The 22,201-nt window shown below is 39.8% G+C and carries 19 protein-coding genes and 2 tRNA genes; 7 read left to right on the plus strand and 14 right to left on the minus strand.

Translation table 11 applies throughout. The annotated features are described in order from the left end of the window. Window positions 1-25 precede the first annotated feature (25 nt). Window positions 26-1,090, plus strand: a complete 1,065-nt coding sequence (locus tag H6541_12925) for a VOC family protein (protein MCB9016685.1) — start codon at window positions 26-28, stop codon at window positions 1,088-1,090. Between the two features lie 60 nt (window positions 1,091-1,150). Here H6541_12925 and H6541_12930 read toward each other — a convergent pair whose 3' ends face one another. Further along, window positions 1,151-1,870, minus strand: coding sequence for a CPBP family intramembrane metalloprotease (locus H6541_12930; GenBank protein ID MCB9016686.1), 720 nt, complete (start codon window positions 1,868-1,870; stop codon window positions 1,151-1,153). Between the two features lie 328 nt (window positions 1,871-2,198). Here H6541_12930 and nth point away from each other — a divergent pair, with 328 nt between their 5' ends. After that, a complete protein-coding gene (gene nth, locus H6541_12935) occupies window positions 2,199-2,855 on the plus strand; it encodes an endonuclease III (GenBank protein ID MCB9016687.1) in 657 nt (218 codons plus the stop codon). 50 nt (window positions 2,856-2,905) lie between these two features. On the opposite strand, the gene H6541_12940 is transcribed toward nth, so the two are convergent. Continuing rightward, window positions 2,906-4,339: a DUF5106 domain-containing protein gene (locus tag H6541_12940; GenBank protein ID MCB9016688.1), complete on the minus strand. Its 1,434-nt coding sequence runs from the start codon at window positions 4,337-4,339 to the stop codon at window positions 2,906-2,908. 138 nt (window positions 4,340-4,477) lie between these two features. On the opposite strand from H6541_12940, the gene H6541_12945 reads away from it, so the two are divergent. Next, window positions 4,478-5,368, plus strand: a complete 891-nt coding sequence (locus H6541_12945) for a hypothetical protein (protein MCB9016689.1) — start codon at window positions 4,478-4,480, stop codon at window positions 5,366-5,368. Between the two features lie 7 nt (window positions 5,369-5,375). Here H6541_12945 and H6541_12950 read toward each other — a convergent pair whose 3' ends face one another. Both H6541_12950 and H6541_12955 read right to left on the minus strand, forming a co-directional pair. Beyond that, window positions 5,376-6,098 (minus strand): hypothetical protein, encoded by a 723-nt coding sequence (locus H6541_12950; GenBank protein ID MCB9016690.1) that lies wholly within the window; start codon window positions 6,096-6,098, stop codon window positions 5,376-5,378. A 135-nt stretch (window positions 6,099-6,233) separates the two neighbouring features. Next, window positions 6,234-6,866 carry a DUF1684 domain-containing protein gene (locus H6541_12955; GenBank protein MCB9016691.1) on the minus strand — a complete coding sequence of 211 codons (633 nt, stop codon included), beginning with the start codon at window positions 6,864-6,866 and terminating at the stop codon, window positions 6,234-6,236. Window positions 6,867-6,965: 99 nt separating this feature from the next. On the opposite strand from H6541_12955, the gene pdxH reads away from it, so the two are divergent. Further along, window positions 6,966-7,601, plus strand: coding sequence for a pyridoxamine 5'-phosphate oxidase (gene pdxH / locus H6541_12960; protein MCB9016692.1), 636 nt, complete (start codon window positions 6,966-6,968; stop codon window positions 7,599-7,601). 16 nt (window positions 7,602-7,617) lie between these two features. On the opposite strand, the gene H6541_12965 is transcribed toward pdxH, so the two are convergent. From H6541_12965 to H6541_12980, 4 genes are all read right to left on the minus strand, one after another. Beyond that, complete coding sequence (locus H6541_12965; GenBank protein ID MCB9016693.1) at window positions 7,618-7,839, minus strand: DUF1858 domain-containing protein; 222 nt, start codon at window positions 7,837-7,839, stop codon at window positions 7,618-7,620. A gap of 2 nt (window positions 7,840-7,841) precedes the next feature. Continuing rightward, entirely contained in the window at window positions 7,842-9,395 is a 1,554-nt protein-coding gene (locus H6541_12970; GenBank protein MCB9016694.1) for a DUF4301 family protein, read from the minus strand. 221 nt (window positions 9,396-9,616) lie between these two features. Further along, on the minus strand, window positions 9,617-10,573 hold the full coding sequence (locus H6541_12975) for a calcium/sodium antiporter (GenBank protein ID MCB9016695.1): 957 nt from the start codon (window positions 10,571-10,573) through the stop codon (window positions 9,617-9,619). A gap of 98 nt (window positions 10,574-10,671) precedes the next feature. Beyond that, window positions 10,672-11,214, minus strand: a complete 543-nt coding sequence (locus H6541_12980; protein MCB9016696.1) for a hypothetical protein — start codon at window positions 11,212-11,214, stop codon at window positions 10,672-10,674. A 121-nt stretch (window positions 11,215-11,335) separates the two neighbouring features. Between H6541_12980 and H6541_12985 the strand changes: the two genes are divergently transcribed. Both H6541_12985 and H6541_12990 read left to right on the plus strand, forming a co-directional pair. Next, a tRNA-Leu gene (locus H6541_12985) sits at window positions 11,336-11,419 on the plus strand. 60 nt (window positions 11,420-11,479) lie between these two features. Next, a tRNA-Leu gene (locus H6541_12990) sits at window positions 11,480-11,563 on the plus strand. Between the two features lie 96 nt (window positions 11,564-11,659). Here the strand turns inward: H6541_12990 and H6541_12995 are convergent. After that, entirely contained in the window at window positions 11,660-12,766 is a 1,107-nt protein-coding gene (locus H6541_12995; GenBank protein MCB9016697.1) for a lipase family protein, read from the minus strand. 180 nt (window positions 12,767-12,946) lie between these two features. On the opposite strand from H6541_12995, the gene H6541_13000 reads away from it, so the two are divergent. After that, window positions 12,947-14,077: a T9SS type A sorting domain-containing protein gene (locus H6541_13000; GenBank protein MCB9016698.1), complete on the plus strand. Its 1,131-nt coding sequence runs from the start codon at window positions 12,947-12,949 to the stop codon at window positions 14,075-14,077. A gap of 86 nt (window positions 14,078-14,163) precedes the next feature. Here H6541_13000 and H6541_13005 read toward each other — a convergent pair whose 3' ends face one another. From H6541_13005 to H6541_13025, 5 genes are all read right to left on the minus strand, one after another. After that, window positions 14,164-16,497 carry a beta-N-acetylhexosaminidase gene (locus tag H6541_13005; protein MCB9016699.1) on the minus strand — a complete coding sequence of 778 codons (2,334 nt, stop codon included), beginning with the start codon at window positions 16,495-16,497 and terminating at the stop codon, window positions 14,164-14,166. After that, window positions 16,494-17,624 carry an aminoglycoside phosphotransferase family protein gene (locus H6541_13010; protein ID MCB9016700.1) on the minus strand — a complete coding sequence of 377 codons (1,131 nt, stop codon included), beginning with the start codon at window positions 17,622-17,624 and terminating at the stop codon, window positions 16,494-16,496. Before H6541_13010 ends, H6541_13005 begins: the two co-directional genes overlap by 4 nt. A gap of 15 nt (window positions 17,625-17,639) precedes the next feature. Next, window positions 17,640-18,551: an NTP transferase domain-containing protein gene (locus tag H6541_13015; protein ID MCB9016701.1), complete on the minus strand. Its 912-nt coding sequence runs from the start codon at window positions 18,549-18,551 to the stop codon at window positions 17,640-17,642. A gap of 15 nt (window positions 18,552-18,566) precedes the next feature. After that, window positions 18,567-19,838, minus strand: a complete 1,272-nt coding sequence (locus H6541_13020) for a sugar MFS transporter (GenBank protein MCB9016702.1) — start codon at window positions 19,836-19,838, stop codon at window positions 18,567-18,569. Between the two features lie 426 nt (window positions 19,839-20,264). Beyond that, the gene (locus H6541_13025) at window positions 20,265-22,097 is read right to left on the minus strand and encodes a hypothetical protein (protein ID MCB9016703.1); all 1,833 of its coding nucleotides are present in this window, start codon (window positions 22,095-22,097) and stop codon (window positions 20,265-20,267) included. Between the last annotated feature and the right edge of the window lie 104 nt (window positions 22,098-22,201).

A 22,201-nucleotide genomic window follows, 5' to 3' on the forward strand; every position in this document is an offset into this window, starting at 1 on the left:
TTAAGTATATAATTTTAAGGACTCAATGGCAAAACAAATCAACGGCATTCAGCAATTAGGAGTTGGCGTTACGGATATAAAGGAAGCATTCAGCTGGTATCGAAAATATTTCGGAATGGATATCAAGATGTTTGAGGAAGCTGCGATGGCCGAGTTAATGTTGCCTCATACCAATGGTCAACCGCAGGAAAGACATGCTATTTTGGCATTAAACCTGCAAGGTGGTGGCGGTTTTGAAATATGGCAACACACCGGTAAAAAACCGGAAAAACCTTTGTTTGATGCACAATTGGGCGATTTGGGTATTTTTATCGGGAAACTCAAGTCTTCAGATATTGAACAAACCTATGCCCGGTTTAAAGCCTGGGGACTGCAAATATTAACCAAAATTGTATCCGATCCATCTGGTAATAAACATTTTTATCTCAAGGATTTATACGATAATATTTGGGAGATAGTATACGATTCCTTTGTTTTTAAAAAGCAAAAATCTGTAAATGGAGGCATTTTTGGTGCAGTTGTTGGCGTTCGCGATATGAATGAGAGTATTGGCATTTATCGCGAAATTTTAGGTTACGATGTTGTTGTTTATGATCAGTCGGGGCAGTTTGGCGATATGAAAGGGCTGCCAGGAGGAGAAGCCACATACCGCAGAGTTTTGCTCAAGCATTCTGCGCATCGCAACGGAGCATTTAGCCCTATGCTCGGGCCTACTTGTATTGAATTGGTGCAGTCACTTGAACGAAATCCCAGAGATATTTTTGAAGGCCGGTTATGGGGTGACCCTGGATTTATTCATTTATGTTTTGATATCGATGGCATGGATGATTTGCGTGAAGAAGTGAAAACTAAAGGGTTTCCTTTTACGGTAGATAGTGCCCTGGATATGGATACTTTTGATATGGGCGAAGCTGCGGGCAGCTTTTCTTATATTCAGGCGCCTGAAGGTACATTGATTGAATTTGTTGAAACGCACAAAATACCTCTGGTGAAGAAACTGGGTTGGTTTCTTGATTTAACCAAAAGGAAACGGGGCCCGCTTCCCAGGTGGATGTTTAGTCTGTTTGGCGTAATGCGGGTTAAAGAATAAATCTCTTTGTTTAGCTGCACTTTTGTTTGAGGTTGCAGCTTTTTTGTATTCCGGCATTCGTTATTTGATTAATCCCAGCGCAACCAGCACAAAGGCCGGCCCATTAATGATGGCATGTATAAATAGCCCCACATAGGTGTTTTTTGTCTTGTAAACGGCATATGGAAGTATGGTCAGTATGGGGATTAAGATGAGCATCAGCTGAAAGCCGAAACATACATGAAATAACATCCATAAAGCTGCATTTACAATCCAGGCGCGATTCTGAAAGGCCATTTCCTGACGGGGAAGTATGTATCCTCGCCATAGCAATTCTTCCCCAAACATATTGAAGAAAAACATAAATAACCAGGGGAAAAACAATAGTTTTTCACGCCCTTCAAATGGCTCAAATCTCATAAAATCAGGAGCCGATTCAAGTAATGGAATGTTATAGTTACTATGAAGCCATTTTGAAATCCCCATGATTAATCCTGTTAAAAGCATGACGGCAAGACTTGAGATAATGGCATATTTCCAATCCAGATTACTCATTTTTTTGAGCCTCAATCTGCTTTTTAATTCGCGCACACTTGTGAACCCCTCGTTGTAACCCATGATAACGGCTGTGATAAACAAAGGTATAAACATCATGGAACCTGCTATAAACCAGCTTAATGCAGGGTGAATACCTGATTTAACAGTTAGATAAGGGATGAGATAATGTGTGAGTAGAAAAAATATAATTGCCGGAATTGCAAATAATGTGACTGACCCTAAAAGGCGTAAAGGCTTTATCATTATAAATGGTTATTTTAATGATTTTAAAATTGACATGTGCAGTGTTGTTTCAAGCTTCAAATGTAGTGAATTGTAATATGTAAACCTACTCTGCAATAATTACCTGATTTCTGAAATGCAAGGCAGGGCGTTTTTATTCTTACATGGACTAAGTATGTTCGTGTGTTTTCTGTTTTGTATTTATTATTCTTAGCTTTCTCAGTGCTTTGATTTGCGGTTTTAAACCTGCAATTGACAGCCGTGATATAAGCCCTTTTATATTGTTGTGTTCTTGTTAAATTTGTGGCTCAACATTCAATGAGAATCCGATTGATTAAAATAAGATGATATGTCGCTAAAACTCACCAAGCCGGAACGGTTTAAAGCAGTTATACAATGGTTTGAGCAAAATATGCCGGTGGCTGAAACTGAACTTCATTATCGCACTCCGTATGAATTGATTGTGGCTGTTATCTTATCCGCTCAGTGTACCGATAAAAGAGTGAATATGATTACTCCACCTTTTTTCGAGCGATTTCCTGATGCTGCAACTTTAGCAGAAAGTAATCAGGAAGAGGTATTTGATATGATAAAAAGTTGCTCATATCCCAACAACAAAGCCAGGCACTTACTTGGTATGGCGCAAATGCTGATAAGGGAATTTCATGGAGAGGTCCCATCTGACATTGATACGCTTCAAAAATTACCCGGTGTCGGCCGCAAAACAGCCAATGTAATTGCTTCTGTCGCCTTTGATTTACCGGCTCTTGCCGTTGATACTCATGTTCACCGGGTTGCTGCAAGAATAGGACTTTCGTACAGAGCTAAAAGCCCGCTTGACACTGAAATGCAATTGGTAAAATATATTCCGGAAAGCAAACTGGCCATTGCACATCACTGGCTGATTTTGCATGGCAGGTATGTTTGTATTGCTAGAAAACCCAAATGTAACGAATGCGGACTAAAGCAGTGGTGCCGATATTTTTCAACCAATGCAAAAGAATAACGTGAATCAGAAACTAGCAGGATTTACCTGGTGAAAGACAAAAAAAATCCTTATTTGATTATACTCAAACCGGTTCTTTTGCTCAGGAATGCGCTCATCTGCTCAGTTAGTAGTTTTTTGGCTATAATTTTTTTGTTTCCGTCTAGCAAGTACATTACGGGCGAACTGTGCACGTCATATAGTTCTCTGAAATCTGCCGTCATGCTGTAAAAGCCATTTACATTCACCCAGCTCATGTTGTTGGCACGTATATATTTCTTCATGTCATTCCATGATGTGTCCATACAAACAGCATAAACTTCAAGGTTAAATTGTTGCTTGTTTTTTTCATAAAAGCTGCGCAGGAGAGGAGTTTCTTTTTTACAGTGACTGCAATCAGGATCCCAAAAATATATAAGAGTGTAATTGGCCTGGAGTTTATGAAGTGAAACAGGTTGCATAAGAGTGTCCATCAATATCATTTCGGGTGCCTGGTTGCCGATGAGGATTGGACGAAGTGTATGGGCTCTTTTAATAAGATTATCCTTTACGGTAGTATTCATCCATTTCATTTTCGGATCTGAATAATAGGTATCTACCAGGTGAACAAAAATGGTGTCATAACCCATAATCTCTGAATTTTCATATTGTATGGTCAGATACCACATCAGGTATTTAAAGGTTTCTTCGTTGTTGCCGGCCATTTTAAATAAATTGTCGATGGCCACTATCAGCGAATCAGGCGCCGGAGAGGTAAGTTTTGTTAAGTACTGTTCAACTTTGGAATGCAGAAACGGAGTTCTTACCAGCCTGTCATCAGCCAGGTTAATATTATCCCAGTAATGAGATTTATAATACCGGTAACTGTATGTTGAATCTATTCTTCCATTTGCCAGTTTCGGAGCCTGTGGTATTTCAGGTTCCTGCATGGCTTTCAGAAATGTTGATATAAAACTGCCTGAAAAAGAATTGATGATGCCATGAATGTAGCGGTTAACTTCTTCATTCAACAAGTTCATCTGATTGTTGACTATTTTGGCCGAATCGCTGTTGGGGGCATATTTTTTGCTTAACGCGTTGAAGTTCTGCTGTTGTTTTTGCTTCTCCGAGAGGAATCTGATGTAATCGAAAAATGTTTGATTTTCAGCATTTTCTTTACATGACAAGCTTAAGGGTATTGCATCTTTTTTCCCTTTTATTGTAAATACTTGTTTGCCTGAAACAATGAAATCAAAAAGTCTCGATTTGTTTTCACCAGCCAAAAAATACATACCTGTTGGAAGCGGGTCTTTTCCGGTAAACACATAGTTGTTTTTAGTACTTCTGAAAGCTGTGTCGATAACAAATTGTTTATGCCCGTTATAGCTAGCCAATAACAGAATGGTGTCATTTAGTCCATCCAGTTGAATGCTTATACGGTAACCACTTTGTGCAAAGAGTCCGGCAGAAGGGTGCAGTAAAAACAGAAAAGGCAGTAAAACAATGAGTTTGAATGATTGCTTCATTTTTATACAATATTTTGATAATGCAAACTTACCATTTTTCTTTATTCGGTGTTTATTTACCGGCCAGGTGTTGTTCAACCATAATAATGAACTGTTGATGGTTTTATACTTAACTTTGTAAATCAATATTTTATAATAATGAAATTAAAATATCTTTTACTGATTGTGTTCCTTTGGGGGAGTTTGGATAGCGGCGCTTTGGGGAATAGTCAAACTTCCGGAGCAAAGGCTGATAGGGCTTTTTATTACAATAAATATCGATCAGTGCGTGACACCATGACTGTTAATTCATGGATAAACCTCAAAAGGCTTTCTGATAATCTTGAACAGGTAGTAAAAATTGATCAGCAATTTATTGATTCGCTCCGGTATCAGCAAAAGTCTGACTCCGCTGCGCTTGCTCATGTAACCCAATTGACGCAAAAATACGATGAGCTAAATGCTAATTTTAAAATTATAAATGAGCGTTCAAAGAGAGATTTCCGCATTATTTTTTACTTAAAAATAGCAGCAGGTATTCTGGCTTTCATTATTCTGCTGGCCATTATGGTTATTTATAACAAAAAGGTGGTTGCACGCAGATATAAAGATGAAGGTGAGCATTATGAAGCGCTGGCAGAGGAAAGACAACAACAACTGGATTTGCTTGATGCTGAACTGAAAAAATTAAAAATCAGAGAAATCGGCTTCAGGGAAGAGCTGGAGAAGGGAATGCAGAATCATCAGGAACGCTTGCTTTTTTTGCAGAATAAATGTTCCACGCTTGAAGCTGAAAACCAGAAATTAAAGGCTGCATGTGAGAGCATGAACATCAACTACCAGTCAGTTTTGGATGAATCCTTAAGTGTAATTGATATTCCTGATGATATGGAGGAACTGAAGAAATTGGCAAAATCACTTATAGATGAGCGTAAAAGCCTGATCAACCTGGCCGGAAAGTTAAGAGAACAAGTGGAAACAGCTAATAGTAAATATCAGTCCATTATTCTCAGATTCAAACGATTATCCAACGAACTGCTGAGCGAATAAAACATCATCATCTTCTCTTCTTTGGACTACGCATTATAGTATGATTAGCAGGGCATCCATAAACTCCTGAATCTGAACTTTTTGCTGGTTTAATAGTGTACAGCAAGCTTATTGCAGCATATGAATACCTGTCGTTAATGCCGGTTGAGCCAATTTGTGCATCCAGTAAATCATTGCTGATAAGTCTGAGTGCTGTTTCAACTCTGGCCGTAATTTGTCGGGTAATGCTCATGTTTAATGCCATTCCAATAGGGAAAACAACAGCATTGTTGGCTTTTCCTGATTTTTCTTGCTCAGAAGTGTAACCCACAGCCAATACGAATTCGCCGTTTGAAATCCGGTAAACAACGGTACGGTTGGCGATTATCCCTAGGCCTGTTGTTATCAGAAAATTGAACCGCGATGGCGTGCCTGGCCAAAATAACTGACTAACTGAAATTTGTGACCCCATACCGAATTCAGAAAATCTGTTGTTGAACTTCATATCCTGTCCGGGGTTTGAACCTCTCATTTTTCCGGAAATGCCGCTCAAATAGAGAGATAGTGTTCTATTTATGCCTTTCTCGATTGTTATACCATAACCAAAGTCACTTTCACGGGTAAGTTTCCTTTCAGGATTAAAATCGTGAATGCTGAGGTCGCCAAAAAAAGAAACAAATCCGGCATTCAGGCCAATAGTCCACTGATTGGCCATCGGAATAGTTTGTGCATTGGCTACTGAACGATGCATTAAAAGCTGCACTAAAATGCAGGAAATAAAAATTTTTAATATCGCTTTCAAAAGCATGTCTTGTTGTTATTGCAAATGAATGGTTTGAGTACTTTCAAATATTCAGGTGCATGAAAATATCGATGATACAGCGATTTAGTGCTGAAAGTTTTTTTCTCCGGCAGTAACCGGAATGTCAAGGAAATTTTCAGAAGGGGGAACAGGACAACTGTACTTTTTGCTATAAACGCAATAAGGATTGTAGGCTTTGTTGAAATCGATCACCATAGTATCGCCTTCTGATATTTTTGCATCAACGTATCTTCCTCCGCCATAGCTTTCGTTGCCGGAAGTTTCGTCACGAAAGGGAACGAACAAATAATCTTCATAGCCGGGCTTGTTCATTAATCCGACATTTCTGTAAATAGTAAGATTTAATTCCCTGCCATTTACAATAAAATAAGCTTTCCCGTAAACAAGATATAAGGGGAGGCGCTCAGTTGTTGTTTTCATTTTGATGGTGTCAGGGTGTGCATTACGCTCAATTCTGGCATTTATTTTCCATGATTGCGAGATGTCAAAATAAGCTAATTTCTTGAAATGTTTTTTGTATTCCGCATCAAGCGGTGAGTTGTCGGCCTGTGCAAATTCAAGGTCTTTCTCCCTGCGCTCTTTCTTGATCTTTTTTATGTATTCTTTTTCATTGTTGGCTGCCTGGGCCTGCACCAAAACCGGTATTCCCAGTGTCATCACCGTTAGTATAAGTATAAATCCCGAAAATTTGCTCATAGTCATTGGTTTTGGTAAAGTGCAAAGGTATCAGAAATCAAAACAAGATAGACTGAACAGTTTGTACAAATCATTGTTAAAAAGGGCAAATGCAAAGCCATGAATATTTCAGATATCAGACAGGACTATAAAAAGCATAATCTTGCATTGGATGATACAGGAGACGATCCGTTTCTTTTTTTTGAAAAATGGTTACATGAGGCCCTGAGTTCCAAAGTACAGGAACCCACGGCTATGGCGCTTTCTACTGTTTCAGACGAAGGGAAGCCATCAAGCAGAATTGTATTGCTTAAGGGCCTGGAGGAAAAGAGATTTATATTTTTCTCAAATTACGAAAGCACAAAAGGGCTGCATCTTAAAGCGAAGCCATTTGCATCATTGTTGTTTTTCTGGCCTGAGATGGAACGGCAGGTTAGAATTGAGGGTTCGGTTGTGCGAATTTCTAATGAGGCTTCAGATATTTATTTTAATTCGAGGCCTCTTGAAAGCAGAGTAGGAGCGATGGTATCACCACAAAGTAAAGTGATAAGCGGAAGGGCTGAACTTGAAGAGAAATTTTTTAACAAACTTTCAGGTTTTCGGAATGAGGCTCCAAAACGTCCTGAAAACTGGGGCGGTTATGCTTTGTCGGCTCAATCTGTAGAGTTTTGGCAAGGCAGATCTAACCGCCTTCACGATCGGGTGCGTTTCAGATTGGCTGGGCAAAGCTGGATAAAAGAAATACTTGCTCCCTGAAAAACAGTTAGTTCATTTATGCTTTTTCTGCTTCGGCCAGTGAGATTAATTGCTGAACCAACTCCTCAATTTGCTCAGAGGTGTAATTTTTATCGCGAGCTAACTCTCCCAGAGTGCCCCAGGCTGGTTCACCGCAAATGATGCACTGAAGTTTTTTGCCCGAAAGAAAAGCAATGGAAAACGGATAGTGTTTGATCAGTTCTTCCACTTCAATTTCACTGGAAATAAGAGGTTTCATGTTTATGAAGCAGGTTGATGCTCTTTACGAAGCAAATCATTTACAGTTTTAACAGGATTAAAAGTAATAATCGGCACCTCAACAAAAACAGTAATCCAGTCAGCCATAGCTCCATTCCATAATCCGGGGAGCTCTTGTGCTTTCAGTTCGCGTCCGTCTTTTGATTTGTTGGAAATAAAACCGGTTAATGCATCCACAAATTCGGGCAAATCAAATTGATTACCTTTGAAATCGCGCAGATAACAAACCAGGTCAACAGGGTTGAAGTGGCTTGATTTGCTGAAGATATCCTTTTGAGCCGGGTTGTCAAGATCTATTTGAGATGACTCCACTATTTGCAATGAAATTTCACTTTCTGCATTTTTCGTCCAGAAAGGACCTCCGCCGGGTTCACCTTCATTCTTCACCATTCCACAGATTCTTATCGGACGGTTAAGTTTGGTGTAAAGGAAGTCAATTTTTTCAATCTGGCTCATTTCGTCAAAGTCAGGGCCTGGCTGAATGTATAGTTTGTCTTTTGCGAAATTGGTAATCTTTTTAACCTCTGTTTCGGTCAAACTGCCATCTTCAAGCATTTCAAGGTAATCGAATATTTTATCTCTTAACTCAATAAGATATCCGCCAATAACGCGTTTGTACCTGAATGTCTGGTCTTTAAGCCTGTCGGGAACAATATTGTCAATGTTCTTGATAAAAATGACTTCACCTTTTCTGTCGTTCAGGTTTTCAATGAGAGCGCCATGCCCTCCCGGCCGAAAAACGATGCTGTCGTCACTGTTCCGGAAAGGTTTGTTTTTTAAATCAACCGCAATTGTGTCAGTTGAAGATTTCTGGATGGAAAAAGTGAGTTCGTAGGTTACATCAAATAACTCTTCGTATTTGTCTTTTATGTTGTTGATTTCATCAATAAAGCGGTCGGCATGTTCAGGAGAAATGGTGAAATGAACTGCAACCCTGCCGTCGCTGTTCTGACCATAATTTGCTCCTTCCACAAGATGTTCTTCCATGGCCATGCGGGCGCCATCGGAATAATTGTGAAATTTCAACATGGCCTTGGGTAAAGCTGCATAACCCAGCCCTTTGTCTTCAAGCAGGAAGTCAATAATGCTGTTATAGTCTGTGTCTATCAGGCAATTTTCAATATCCAGGCCATGGGTCTGCATGATTTGCTTAAGATCTTCAAAAAAAGCAAAATTGTGAATATTTGTAAAAAAATGATAGGCTGAATTGAAGCTTTTATCAGCCATAAGGGCTTCTGCATCAGAGCGATTCTTGTAGTTTTCGCGAAATTCAAATAAATGTTTAAACATTCTGCTGGCAGCTCCTGAGGCTGGCACAAATTTCAGAATTTCATAGTCTTCTGCATTTTTATTATAGAATGTAATCAGCTTATCTGTTTCCTGTTCCGAAAATGTTTTGATTCCATTTTCAGGAGTAGCCGGGGCTACCAGTTCTACAAATGGAAAACCTCTTTTAAAATTTTCAATTTGCTGCTCTATCGTTTTTAAATCAATCCCTTTTGCCTGGAATTGCTTTAGGTCGTTCTGTGTAAACATAATAAGTGAGATTATATTTTTTAAAGGTTTTTAACCTTCTGTGTCATTAGTTAAAGACATCCTGCAACAAAATTAAGCAATTGGCGCTAAAAAAACCAATTGTTCAAAGGTTTGGGGCAACAGTATCCAGGTATTCAACATGATAACAGGCGTATGTAATTGAAGTGCAATGTTATAGCTGAATTGCTGGCTTGTATATTATTGTTGATTCATGTCAATTTTCAGGCGAAAATAACCTGATAAACAGTGTATGCAATATAAAGCAGCACAAAAAACGCTCCTTCAGTCCGATCTATCCGGCGTCCTTTTCCAACAAACACAAATATAAATAGCAGCAAACTTGCCAGTATGGTTACCATGATGTCGAAGTTTGAAGCCGGATTAAATGGCAAGGGCCGGATAACAGCACTTGAGCCCAAAACAAAAAATATATTAAAAATATTTGAGCCAACAACATTGCCGATGGCGATATCGCTGTTTCGTTTAATGGCTGCAACAACACTGGTGGCCAGCTCGGGAAGTGAAGTGCCGGTTGCGACCACGGTAAGACCAATAACAGATTCGCTTAATCCAAGACTTCGTGCAATCTCAACAGCTCCCATCACCAGAAACCTGCCTCCCAGTATCAGTCCGGCAAGGCCAAGCAGCACATATATGATTGACCGGGGTACGGTAAGAACAACTTTTTCAGAATCCATTAGCGGGCCGGATTGTTTGGCCAAAATAAAAGTATATGCCATAAATATGGAGAAAAAGCTTAAAAGTACCAGCCCGTCAATTCTCGAAATCTCGTTCTGCTGATACCTGTCAATGAGTATATCATTCGCCATAAATGCTACCACCACAATAGCCAGTAAACTGAATGGAATTTCCTTCCAGACAGTATTGTTTTTAACCGTAACAGGCAATACCATTGCGGTAACTCCAAGTATGAGCAGTATGTTAAATATGTTGCTTCCCAGGATGTTTCCAATGGCAATGTCGGTTTTGCCATTGAATGAAGCAATGAGATTTACAACCAGTTCAGGCGCTGAAGTGCCTAATGCAACTACTGTTAATCCAATTACGAGGTCAGAAATATTGAGCTTGCGCGCAAGATTAGAGGCGCCGTCAACCAGCCAGTTAGAGCCGAATATGAGTAGGGTTAAACCGCCCAATAAAAGTATGTAGTTCATCAGCAGTTTTTTGTGGTTTTATAATTCCGGAATTTATTTCACCAATATTCAATCAAGATATTCAACGAATGATTGTTTTCTTTCATTGCTAGCTTAAACAATTATTCTGTCAGAAAGTTAAAAATGTGCTCCAGGTTAAAATCAGCTTCTCCGTTCAGTATAAGAGTTTCGCTGAATTCGGGCGGCAGTTGTCCGTATTTAAGATAACTGTTCCAAATGTGTTCAATATACCAGTCGGGTTCAGCTCCCCAGCGAAAATCTCTTTTTTTGCGGTGAACAAACTCTTGTTTGCCAAGCGTAATAAAGATGGTTTTTGAAAACAATTGGTTGATACCGGGATTGCTGAATGCCATTAATCCTTCCATAATCAGGGTTTTACCTGAATTAATGCCTGTTTCCATGAGTTGTTGTAATTTAGCCCAATCAATAGCTTCAGGTCTTTCCCAATCTGTGTGATGGTTAATTTTAGGTATGTTCACTTCTTCAGGGATGATTTTGTCCTGATGAATGACCATTGAATGCGCTATTGAGTTTCCCAGAATATCTGCAAGAAAAGTTTTTCCTGAACGGCTGATGCCTCCTATGCCAATGCAAAGAGGTTTTTTTAAGTGAATTTTCGGTTGCTGAAATATATTTTTTTGCATCAAAAGCCTGCCTGATAATTTGTTAAACAAACATAGCGCAATTTGGGAGAACCGGCAACAAAAAAAATATGAAAAGGCTTGTCGGAGTTAGAAAAAAAGTTTTACATTTGCACTCTCATTTGCCCAGGTGGTGAAATTGGTAGACACGCCAGCTTGAGGGGCTGGTGTCCTTAAGGATGTGCAAGTTCGAGTCTTGTCCTGGGCACAAAATCCGAAAATGATCGGTGGCAGTCGAAAGACTGCATTTTTTTGAAATATTGTTTTCGCCCGGATGGCGGAATTGGTAGACGCGCTAGTTTCAGGGACTAGTATACTTAAGTATGTGCAGGTTCGAGTCCTGTTCCGGGCACTTTAAACCCCTTATAATCACATGGTTATAAGGGGTTTTTGGTTTTAGTCAACTGTCTCTATACTACGCTAAAGATATCGGGCGCAGCTTTCATTCTTACTTTTCTAATTTATTTGTCAGATATAGGTATGCTCCAGCACTGTGATGGATAAATACATTGTCCTGATGGTCGGGGTATTTGAGGTAGTATTCTTCATCAGCAAACAAAACAATCGTGTTTCCGGTACGAACATAATTATTGGCATATTGATATTCAGGGGCTTCAAATTCAGGAAGCGATTTATTGACAAATTTACCTGCCATCTTTCCCAGATATTTCCTGTAGTTTTTTACAGCCCGACTGCTTGGTCTTTTAAGTTTTCCATAAGCGTAACTCATGGCAAGTCTTTTCGGAAAACTTTGCTTTCTGATGGTTTTTTTGGCATTTACAAACGGGTTCAAAGTATTGAAATCACGAATTGTTTGAATTGATAATGGCGTTTCAGGAACCCAGTCAGCTGAATTTACAACGTTACAGGCCCAGCCACCTGCTGTTGAGTTTTCATAATCGTATGCAAAATACAGGTTGCCAGGCTTGGGGGCAGCACTGCAATAAGTTTTAAAGCAAATGTCAGATGGCAGTTCGTTTTTTTGCTGAAGTTTTCGCAAATAAGCAGTAACCAGAAACGCAATAGCCCCGCCTTGACTATGCCCGGTTATGATGATGTTTTTATATCCCTTTTGGTAACTTGAGTCTATTTTCGACAGCATTCCTTGGGCCATAAATCCGGTGGCCATCAGCCAGCCAACATGAACTGATGCCCGTGGATTGTCTGACAGATTGTAATTGAAGGTCAGATGGTTGTTAAGTTTGAGGCTTCCTTTAGCTGGTACCATGGCTGCATAAAAGTTTTCGAGCCAGCTAACGGGGCTTGGTGTTGTTCCTCTGATACTGATGACAATGGTGTTTTTACCGTCACCCCATAAATCCCAGCGATTTTCAAGCCCTGAAACAGGAGAGCGATAGTAAAGTTTATAATTTTCAGGAATCCATTTGGTTTTTACCCACGGTGTATCGGCCACACTTGCTGCAATTTTAAGCATTTCGATGTACTCCGTTTTATCGAATCCGGGCTTAAGCCCCTGATTCTGTGCTTTTAAATTGCCGAATGAGATGGCAAGAAGCAAAACAATAGAAAAAGTGAATCTTTTGTTAAAAGTCATATGTTCAATTGGTTATGTTTGTCTTAAAAATGTTTGTAGCCGCTTTCACAAAAGGTCTCGTCCACAAAGTTCAAAATTAGTACTTAATTTTGTACCTGCTGTTATGACCTTATTTGAAATACATTTATTATTTTTAATGTAAATTGGAAATCGAAGTTGTAATCTGATGAATTGTTCCGAATGAAGAAAATGTTTATTATCCCGTTTTTGCTCCTGGCCTGGTTGCCAATTTATAGTCAGGTAAATGGGAGTTTTATATTTGATGGTCTGCAAAGGTCATACATTACTTATCTGCCACAATCATACTCGCCTGATGAATCTTACCCGCTTTTGCTGGCATTGCATGGATATACACAAACAGGGCAGGGAATGATGCAATTCAGCGGGCTGAATCAGATAGCTGATACTGCAGGGTTTATTGTCGTGTATCCCAATGGAGTAGGCAATGCCTGGAATGTTGGCTTTGCCGGAGGTTCTACAGCTGATGATGTTGGTTTTTTAAATGCACTTATTGATACTTTAAATGTGTTTTATAATATTGATTTAAAAAGGACTTATGCTGCCGGTTTTTCTAACGGAGGTTTTATGAGTTATCGTTTGGCTTGTGAATCAGCCAACCGGATGGCCGCAATTGCATCTGTGGCCGGGACGATGACTGAAAATGCTTTTACTACCTGCACTCCGCAAAGAGCGGTGCCTGTTCTGCATATTCATGGCACCAACGACATTGTAATTGCATACAATGGTGGATTTGGCAATAAGTCGGTTGAGCAGGTGTTAAGCTTGTGGACTGATTTTAATATTTGCCCTGAAACACCGGTAGTTGAAGATTTACCTGATTTAGTAGCAGAAGGCTCAACAGTTCAGCGATTTACATGGGGACCTTGCAGCAACTCAACAGAAGTTGCGCTATTGAAAGTGATCAATGGCGGCCATACCTGGCCGGGTTCGGTTGGAACCACAGGAATTGGAAATACAAACAGAGATATCAGCGCCAGCGGCGAGATATGGAAATTTGTCAGTCGCTTTTCATTGGATGAAAATACAGGTGTAAGTGAGGTGGGCACAACTGATTTAATGATTTATCCCAATCCTCTGGCAGATGGCATGTTGCACATTATTTGGCCCGCGCATCATGAACAGGCGTCGGTTTTTATCTATTCCAGCAATGGTTCTGTTGTTTATCACGAAAAAATGAGCCCGGATAAAGGAGATTTGCATATTGAAACAGCTTCATTTTCTCCCGGTTTATATATTGCCCGTGTAGCGGGAGGTAAGTTTAACCGGGTTTCAAAATTTGTAGTACGCTGATTTGAACCGACAGAAAGATTTCTGTGTCAGCCATGGTAAAATTAGCTTTAATTTCTTCTCAATAAGTTGAATAGGAAGGTGTCAGATTATTCAGCAAGGCTATTGATCATTACTTCGTCCATAAACAGCCACGCTTTGTTACCACTTCCGGGTTGATCGTCAGGGCATATTCCGCGGTTTTTTGCTGTAATTTTAATATACCTGGCTGTTGAATTTATTTGAACCATCGTGTAATCGACAGTAATAGGTTCACGCATTGTTAATAATTCAGGTCTCATACCGTTGGCTGGCTCATAAGTTATGCCATCGGTTGATAGTTCAATTTCAACGCCGGTTGGCAAGAAAATCCAGTTAGATGGATTATGCAGGAACCCAATATTTATATTCTTGATTTCCAATTGTTGGCCAAGGTCAATGATGAATTCTGCATTGTTTCCCAAAAATCCCAACCAATCTGATTTTAGTGAACGGGGGTGTGCTCTGAGCCCGTCAGTTAAAGTGAAAGGACCCGAAGCTGCATATTTGTAATTATATTGGGTGTTCATAACCGGAGTTTTACCAAATCCGTCATGCACATAAATAATTCGCTCAGTTTCATTGCCAACTGGCTTTTTATTGAATTTTAAGAAGGCTTTTACTACTGAAGTCTTATTGACTAAAAATGGTTTTTTGTATTTTTTGAAGGAAGTGTTACCGATACTATAAAAAATCTGCCCTGATTTGTTGCTGCACTCCAGAAGAACTTTTGTCTGGTTTGTTTCAGGGTCAATTGCGGTACTGATTAAAATATCATTTGAACTTTTGCTAAAATTGACCTGCATTTTCTCAAGTCGCTCAAAATGCTTGTTCATTTTAGATGAGAAATTATCCCAGTTGCGGTTTGAACGGGCTGACCAGTTTACTTCGGCCAGAGCTAAAGCTCTCGGAAAGGCCATATATTCAACCTGAGAGCTGTTAAGCATATATTCGGTCCATACATTGCCTTGTGAACCAATAATATACTTGCTTTCTTCAGACGTTAATTCGCCCGGAACGGGCTCAAAACTGTAAACATTTTGCAAGGTGTTAAATCCTCCTATGGCCAGCGGTTCGGTAGCAGGATTTCCTTGGTAATGGTCAAAATAGCAATGAGATCCCGGTGTCATAATCACGTCATGTTTCAGTTTGGCTGCTGCAATTCCGCCATCGGTTCCGCGCCACGACATAACAGTAGCTCCGGGAGCCAGGCCTCCTTCAAGTATTTCATCCCAACCGATGATTTGCCGGCCATTGCTGTTCAGAAATTTTTCAATTCTGGTGATGAAGTAATTTTGCAGTTCATGAGCATTTTTCAGATGTTCATCCTGCATTCTTTTTTGGCATAAAGAGCATGATTCCCAGCGGGTTTTAGGTGCTTCATCGCCCCCAATGTGTATGTACTTTGAAGGGAAAATATTCATCACTTCGTTTAATACATCTTCCAGGAAAAGAAAAGTCTCCTCTTTTCCAGCACAAAAAATATCATCTGTAACCCCCCATTTTGTATAAACCTCAAATGGTCCGCCGGTGCATGATAGCTGAGGGTAAGCGGCCAGGGCAGCCATGGCATGTCCGGGCATTTCAATCTCAGGAATAACGTTTACGTAGCGTCTGGCAGCGTAAGCTACAATTTCTCTGGCTTCTGCCTGTGTATAAAAACCTCCGTAGGCTTGGTTGTCATCGCTAACGTTGCGGCCAATTGGTGAACTTTTACGCCATGCTCCGATTTCAGTGAGTAACGGATATTTTTTTGTTTCAAGCCTCCATCCCTGATCTTCAGTAAGGTGCCAGTGAAAATTATTGATTTTATAGGCAGCCAGCAGATCTATATACTTTTTAATAAACTCAACCGGAAATAAATGACGGCCAACATCCAGGTGCATTCCCCTGTATTGAAACCTTGGATAATCAAGAATTGTACAAACGGGAACTTCCCACTTTTTGACGGTGTTTTGAGTACTTATGGTCTCTATTTCGGGTGGCAATAACTGTATTAGTGTCTGGATACCATAAAAAATCCCTTTTCCTGTATTGGCTCTTACAGTAATCAATTTTTTATTAACAGTTAACAGGTAACCTTCTTCTCCTACTTTGTCAGTATTATTCAAATCAAGTAAAATTACGTTGCCTGACGCGGAATTTACCGAAGGATTATTCTTCACCGAAACCTTTGTGATGAGTAGTCTTTCGTTCAGATAATCAGCAAGTTTCGACAATTCCTTTGACGATGAACTCATTTGTATGGTTGTTTCACCGTTAAGTATAAAATGACCCTTGCCTGATACATAACTGACGGGTTCAGGTATGATTGAATGAATGTTTTTTTGACTATAAGTGGTTGATGTAATCATAAGTAACACAAAAATGAGATATCCGGTAATTGTTGCTTTTTGAGAAGTCATAATTCCTGATTGTTTGGGTGAAATGATTCTTGGGGAATGGAATGCCTGCTTGCAATTGTTCGAATAATTTCTTGCATTTCAGCATGATGCGCACTCATTTGACTTAAAAGCCTGAACTGAACTCTTGCTCTTACCAGATTATGCTCAGGGTGATGAATTTGATAGTAGGTATCTCCGTTCAAATAGTCAGTGAAAAACCTTAACCCTATAATATAGGTCATAAGTAACGCAGAATCAGTGAAATTCTCAATTTCATCGTGGCAAAGTATTGAGGCGGTTGATTTTATATATCCTTCCGAAAAGGCTTTGAATAAGCTGATATCAAAGTGAACCTTTTCTATTTCAGGCTCATCCTCATTGGCCCTGTTGGTTAATGTGCGGATAGCATCACCGAAATCATATAATGCCGAGCCGGGCATTACAGTATCAAGGTCAATTACACCAATGGCCTCCAGCTTTTCAGAGAAAACGACGTTGGTGAGCTTTGTATCGTTATGGGTAATTCTGATGGGAATTTTTCCGGTAGCTAAAAGGTGCGGGATTTTCACCATCTTTGAATGCCATGATTCAATGAATTCAATCTCAGACTGCACTGCAGCGGCTCTTTTGGCCAGGTTGTTTTCCAAAGCCTGCTGAAATTGTTTGAACCGGTATTCAAGTGAATGAAAATCAGGAATGATCACATTTAATTCTTTAGGATTTAATGCTGATACTCCTCTTAGAAACATTCCAAAGGCCTGCCCTCCTTCGTAAGCTGTTTTGCTGTTGACAGTAACATGCTTGTTGTCAATTCCTTTGATGAACGTTATCAAGCGCCAATGACTCTGGTTTTCATCCGTGTAAAACAGTTGTCCGCTTCTTGTTTCAATAATCAGGGGAACTTCAATTTTTGTTGCAGAGTTCAGGTTAAAGTTATTGATTGTATCCGTAACAAGTTGGAAGTTAGACATTAAGTCTTTGATATTGTGAAAAATGGCTCCGTTTAATTTCTGCAATATATAAACGGAGCCAGTCGTGGCACTTATTTTGAATGTATGGTTTATATGGCCTGCGTGAATTTGCTCAGCAGAGTAATTTGATTCCGGGATGTTGAAAATTAACTGAAGCCTGGAAAGAAGTAAATCCATAAAAAAATCGAGATTTTATACATTCCAGAGATTAGGAGGGTAAACTCCGGCTGAAATTAATTCGTTTAATTTGTTGATTACCATAGGTTTGTCTTCGCGATAAGTGATGCCAAACCATTGCCCGGAGTTTGAAAGGAGTTTTACTTTTGCCTTCCCGTTTTTAATGAGTGTATCCACTACCGATGGGATGTAAAACTCTGATTTCAAATTGTGCTGGTTTTCTCTAATAAAATCGATAAACTGGCTTTCAAGATGACCGAAGAAATCAGGCGTAAAACCCCAAAAATTCATTGAAACCGGTGTTGAGCCCGGCAATTCAATCTCACGATCTTCAGCGTTTTTGTAAACAATGACATTGTTAACAGATTGAATGTGAGTTCTTTCAGTGACTGATTGAAGCCAGTTGTTTTCATCAGTTACGCATTCGCCCCGCGACACAAATCCAAAATCCGAAAGTGTATTTTGCAGTTCATAAGCTACCATCGCATACTGAGTGTCGGCGGGAGATGGGTTTTCTGAAAAATAGTGCGCTAAAGTACTGAAGGCTTCACGGCCATAGAAATCATCAGCATTGATCACAACAAACGGCTCTTTAACTTTTTCAGCAGCCATTAGAACTGCATGTCCGGTTCCCCATGGTTTTTGTCTGCCCTCGGGTTGAGTGAAGCCGGCAGGTAGTTTGTCTGTTTCCTGAAACACCCAGTCAACTTCAATGTGTTTTTGTAACCTGTTGATAAATATTTCTTTAAAATCGTGCTCAATATCTTTTCGGATAATGAAGACCACTTTTCCGAATCCAGCCTGAATTGCATCATAAACAGAATAGTCAAGAATTGTTTCTCCTGACGGACCAATAGGATCAACCTGCTTCAGGCCTCCGTAGCGACTGCCCATGCCGGCAGCCAGAACAAGTAATGTTGGTTTCATACGTTTCAATGAGTTTTATTTTCTGATTTTGTGACCTGAAAGAGCATAATAAAGGATGAAGAAGTAGAATGGTACCATAATCCAATATGCCTGCTGATTTCCGATAATATCAACCAATGATCCGTAAATTAACGGAATAATAGCTCCGCCGGCGATGCCCATTACTAGTAATGCCGAACCTGCCTTGGTAAATTTCCCCAAATCGGCTATAGCTAACGGCCAAATCGACGGCCACATCATTGCATTGGCCAGTCCGAGCAAGGCAATAAACAATACGCTGGTAAACCCTGATGTGAATAAAGCGGCCAATGTAAAGATTACACCTAAAACAGCTGAAACTGCAAGTGCTTTGTCTTGTTTTATAATGCGGGGAATGGTAATTATTCCGATAATGTAGCCAATGACCATTGATATAAGGGTAAGACTTGTGAAGTACCTTGATTGATCAAGCGATATTCCCAGTGATTTGCCATATAAAGCAATGGTGTCACCAGCCATGACTTCAACGCCTACATAAAGGAAGAGTGTGATAAATCCCAGTATTAAATGTGGAAACTGATACCAGGATGTTTTTTTTGTTTTCTGATTACTGTCGGTAATTTCTTCTTTATCTGTATCGATTTCAGGCAAGTGGGCAAACCTAATCATAAAGGTAAGTAAAAGCAATACAGCTGCCATTACAATATAAGGTAATACAACCCTCATGGCCAGATTGTCAAGCACCACTGTTTTTTCAATGCCCGTTAAATGCTGTACATTTTCCATTAGTTCATTTGCACCCTGCAAAATAAGTGCCCCTAAAATAATAGGACTGATTGTACCGGCCAATTTGTTGCAAATGCCCATGATGGCAATTCTTTTGGCAGCACTTTCGCGTGGACCAATAATGGTAATATATGGATTGGAGGCTGTTTGCAAAAGTGCCAGGCCTGACCCCTGCACAAATAATCCTGTCAGAAACAACCCAAATGTCCTGGTCATGGCAGCTGGTATAAAAATGAGAGAGCCCAGCGCCATTACAGCCAGGCCGGCTGCCATCCCGTTTTTGAAGCCTATTTTATGAAGCACCCATGAGGAAGGAGGTGCCATTATCAGGTAAGAAATGTAAAAAGCAAAAGTTACAAAGTAAGCCTGCAGGTTACTTAATTCACACGAGATTTTAAGAAACGGAATAAGCGTTCCATTCAGCCAGGTTACAAAACCAAAGATAAAAAATAAGATTCCGATGATTGCAATGGACATAATGTATGACCTGCGGTCACTTGAGCTGGGAATAGCAGTTTGCATGATGGTTTGGTTAAAGAATTTTCATATGAATGTCCTTGTTTTACCTAAAACTGAGCTTTTATACTCATGTACTGGTTACAATTTCTTCCCGGTTTATCTTTTGCGCTGCAAAATCAGGCATTGGAATAAACTACTATTTTCTTTCTTCGGAAAATTTGTGTTTCCATGGCTTTCAGGCAAAAATACTGAAATATGGTTAGTATCAAAGCGATGTTTCCTGAAATTATGCAGTATTTCATTTAGTTTTTTATCACTATTGTATCTGTTGGATGTGTCTGTTCTTTTTTGATTTCTTTCACGCTCTATTTGTGATGTTTACAAAAAAAAAGACCCTGCCGCCTGAGGGCTGAGTCTTTTTTAAGGTTGTTTATAGTAGGGACTATGTTTGCTGCATTGCGATAATGTTTGGATATAAACCAGCCTGCTCTACAATGAAGTATTCACTTTGCTTGTGCTGATGGGAAGCGGAGTAAATTGATTGGCTGGTCTTGTCAGATTATCCAGTCTTTTACGAAGAGATTGTAAAGCATCGGGAAAGGAAAGATTTTCTGATTTATATTTTTTTGACCAGGATTGATAGAGTTTCTGATAGTATTCAATGCCATTGTGGAGATTTAATCCAAATGCATTAAAATATTCCTGTTGCTTGGCAGGTACTGGATGAACTGTTTCTTTAATCTTGTTTTCCAGATAATCGATATACATCTTAAGTTCGTTTAAAAACATATGGGGCCTTCCCGGGCGTTTTATCAGGTTTTTTCTTCCATAAATATGCTCTGCCATCCCCCGAAGCGTAGTTTTTTGATTAAACCATGCCAGATTTGGGCCGGGACACACTGAAACACCTTCTCCTTCAGTAACAGTTTCGATGTTATTTACAAGAAGTGCCGAAGTTCCTAATCCAACACAAATACATGATTTGTCAGTAATACTTTTGTATGCCCGGTTGTATTCGTCGGCCGAAAGTTGTTTATGATTCAACTCTTCAATTTTTAAGCGTTGAAATTGACGCGAAGCAGTGCAGACAGGCTTTTCAGTAAATTCACTGTTGAGTGATGCATATTTTTTAGAGCAGGCACTGCCTGGTTTTCCTGTGGCTATATGTATTTCTTTTTCAATGTCTTTTGAGTTTCCCCTGAGGTTGTTAAACGGAACTCCCAGTGGTGAAATATTGCTCAGGTAGAGGTCATCTTCCTTTGCATCTATAAGCAGTTGCAGGGTTGTATCGTCAATATTGGCAACTTCGGGTACAAGCAAAAACGGGCTTCCCCAGCCTACTGAATCAAGGGCATAGTGCTCAAGCAAAAACTGATGTTCGCCGGCCGTGCCCACCCCGCCCTGTGCAGTTACTCTCATCTCTGGAGGTGAAGCCGGACAGGGTTTGTTTTTGTTTTTTAAGGCCTGGGCATAAAGCTGAAAAGATTCTTCAACGAGCATGGCCCGGTTTTGTTTGAAGTCTTCAAGAATCGGGCCCATAAGATGCCCCTGCGTTGCAAAGGCATGGCCCCCACAATTCAGGCCTGATTCAATGCGGTATTCCGAAACCCATAGCCCTTTTTTTGCCAGATATTTGCCCTGAATAAGTGCCGATCGGTAATCGCTTACTTTTAAAATAATTTTTTTGGAAAACAATCCTTTTGAATCGGGATAAAAACCCGGAAATTCTTCAAGATAACTGTACAAACGGGGATTCATGCCGGCCGACAATACAATGGATGAATTTACGGTGCTATTGGCAAATCCGCGGAGCGCTGCGTGTGCATCGTTATATTCAACCGGCAGTTTACCTTCTTCATTGTAATTTTCTTTGTCAAGCTTGGTCATTATATTAACATCAATGCTTCCTGATGGCAAATGTATATTGAGCCAATCTCTTATGCTTTTGGGCGAATGTTCCTGAATGAATTGCTGAAATTTTAACTTTAATTCCGATTTGTCAGGAAGCATATCCATGTATTTTTCAAAATCGCCCTCCTTTTTATGCCACGAATCTTTGAGTTCTTCGAATTTTTCCTTTACCGCCTTATCCATCAAATCTAAAAAAGCGGTAATCCGTTTCGCTCTGAAATCTTCAATTTTTGAAGAAATTGACTGAAAAGGAAGGTTCATCTGGCGACTGTGAAATTCGCGCATTTTTTCCATCAGCATGTCATCAACCAAAGAAATAACAGAGGATATGCCCAAAGGCGCAACTTTTGCCGGCGTGTCAATAGTGAATCCTATTCCCATCACAGGAATGTGGAAAGTATGAGCATTCATGACTTTTGTTTTAAGTAATAAAATCAGGGAAGTGATAAAAATGTGCCGCAGTTGTATGCTGATATATTAACCGAAGGATTCTGAAATAGCTGCAACAAACTTGA

It is taken from the genome of Lentimicrobiaceae bacterium (assembly GCA_020636745.1).
Lineage (GTDB): Bacteria > Bacteroidota > Bacteroidia > Bacteroidales > Lentimicrobiaceae > Lentimicrobium.